At 37.8% G+C, this 2,154-nt stretch carries 2 protein-coding genes; both read left to right on the top strand.

Features of this window, described 5'->3' with window-relative positions:
- A partial coding sequence (hemW, locus tag ACKI5B_RS02390; protein ID WP_407425458.1) for a radical SAM family heme chaperone HemW occupies window positions 1-940 on the top strand: 940 nt, incomplete at its 5' end.
- Between the two features lie 140 nt (window positions 941-1,080).
- Window positions 1,081-2,130, top strand: a complete 1,050-nt coding sequence (gene hrcA / locus ACKI5B_RS02395; protein WP_407425460.1) for a heat-inducible transcriptional repressor HrcA — start codon at window positions 1,081-1,083, stop codon at window positions 2,128-2,130.
- The last annotated feature ends 24 nt before the right edge of the window (window positions 2,131-2,154 follow it).

Here is a 2,154-nt window from a genome sequence, read left to right on the forward strand (position 1 = left end):
TGGCGGAACACCAACAAGCCTAACCGCAGAAGGTCTTGAACTTCTTTTAAAAAATATCCAAAAAAAATTTAATCTAACCGAAACCTGCGAATTCACAGTTGAGGCAAACCCGAAAACCTTAGACAAAGAAAAGCTTGAAACCTTAAAAAAATACGGCGTAAACCGCATTTCAATCGGCGTTCAATCCTTTAACGATAACGAGCTTTCGGCTTTGGGCAGAGTTCATACAGGAATAGAAGCGGAAGAAACTATTAATCTTGCAAAAAAATATTTTGATAACATAAGTATTGACCTTATGTGTGCAGTTCCAAATCAAACAAAAGAAAGCTTCCGCCAAAATCTTGAAAAAGCCTTTTCTTTAAAACCACAGCACATTTCCTGTTACAGCTTGATTTTAGAAGAAGGCACGCCGTTATTTGACGAAAACGAAAAGGGAAATCTTGTGCTTCCTGATGAAGACACAGAGCGTGAAATTTATGATATGCTAGTAACTGAAATGGAAAAGCAGGGCTACCTGCAGTACGAAATTTCAAACTTTGCTAAAAGCGGGTTTGAGTCAAGACATAACAAAAAATACTGGCAATGTGATGAATATATCGGCATTGGACTTTCAGCACATTCCTACATTGATGGCATTCGTTTTTCAAATACCGACGATTTTTATTCCTATATAAAAGGAGATTTTTCCGCTGGTGAATGTGAAGTTCTGTCAACAGAAGACAAAATGAGCGAATTTATCTTTTTGGGACTTAGAATGACAGATGGAGTTTCAAAAACTGAATTTGTAAACAGGTTTGGCGTCGAAATGGAAAAGATTTTTGAAAAACCGCTGTTAAAATTCAAGAAAATGGGAATGATAGAGGAAAAAGGTGACATAATCTGTCTTTCAAAAAAAGCGATTTCTGTTTCAAATCAGGTTATGTGCGAATTTATATTATAATTATGAACTTTTTGTAAAAAACCTTAAAAAACATTGGAAAAAGTATTGACAAATCAAGGAAATAGGGGTATTATTAGTACTGTTAGCACTCGGTGTTGGTGAGTGCTAACAGTATTTTAAATTAGGAAGGTGAGAGAGCGATGGAGCTTAGCGAAAGAAAACAAAAAATTCTTCAAGCGGTAATTGATGAATACATCGGCACTGCCGAGCCTGTTGGCTCTCGTGCTATTTCAAAAAAGAATGAGCTTGGCTTATCTTCTGCCACCATTCGTAACGAAATGGCGGACCTTGAAGAGATGGGATTTTTGATTCAGCCCCATACTTCAGCGGGAAGAGTTCCTTCCGATGTGGGATACAGATTTTACGTTAACTCACTTATGAGGCGTTACCAGATGAGCGTTGAGGCACTTGAGAAGATGCAGGCCATTATGGCAGACCGAGTAAATCAGCTTGAGCTTATTATCAAAAAGGCAAGCCTTATGGCATCAACTCTGACCGAATACACAACGGTGGTAACATCACCGAAACTGACCAGTGCCAGAATCAAAAAGATTGAGCTTGTGAGCCTTGGTTTCGGCAACGTTATGATTGTAATTATAACAAGTGCAGGAATTATAAAAAATCAGTCGGTAGAGCTTGATTTAAATGACGTTGAAGCATCAAAACTTTCCGAAGTTTTAAACCGCAGAATAAGCGGACTTACAGCAGAAGACCTTACTTTAGACAAAATCAAGGAAATCGGCAAAGAGATTGATGAAAGCTTTGATATTGCACCAAAGGTGATTATAAATATGCTGAACTTCGTGTACGAGGCAATTGATTCCCTTGACTACACCGAAGTTTACGTAAACAACGCAAAATCAATCCTTTCATACCCTGAATTTTCTGATGTTGGAAAGGCAAGAGAAATGCTTGCATTTTTAGATGACAAGGATAATCTTGTAAAGCTTTTAGGCAGTGCAAAGGACGGCGTTGACATAAAAATCGGTGCGGAAAACGAGTTCAAAGAGCTTGAAAATTCCAGTATGATTACGGTAAACTACTCCATGAATGATAAAACAATCGGACGAATCGGCGTAATCGGACCTAAGCGAATGAATTACGCAAAGGTTATTGCAAGTCTTGATTGTATATCAAATCAGGTAGATAAAATACTTTACGAACTATACAACAAAGAAGGAGATGTGTAAAAGTTGGCAGAAGAAGAAAAGAGC

The sequence above is a fragment of the Treponema sp. genome (assembly GCF_045657965.1).
GTDB lineage: Bacteria > Spirochaetota > Spirochaetia > Treponematales > Treponemataceae > Treponema_D.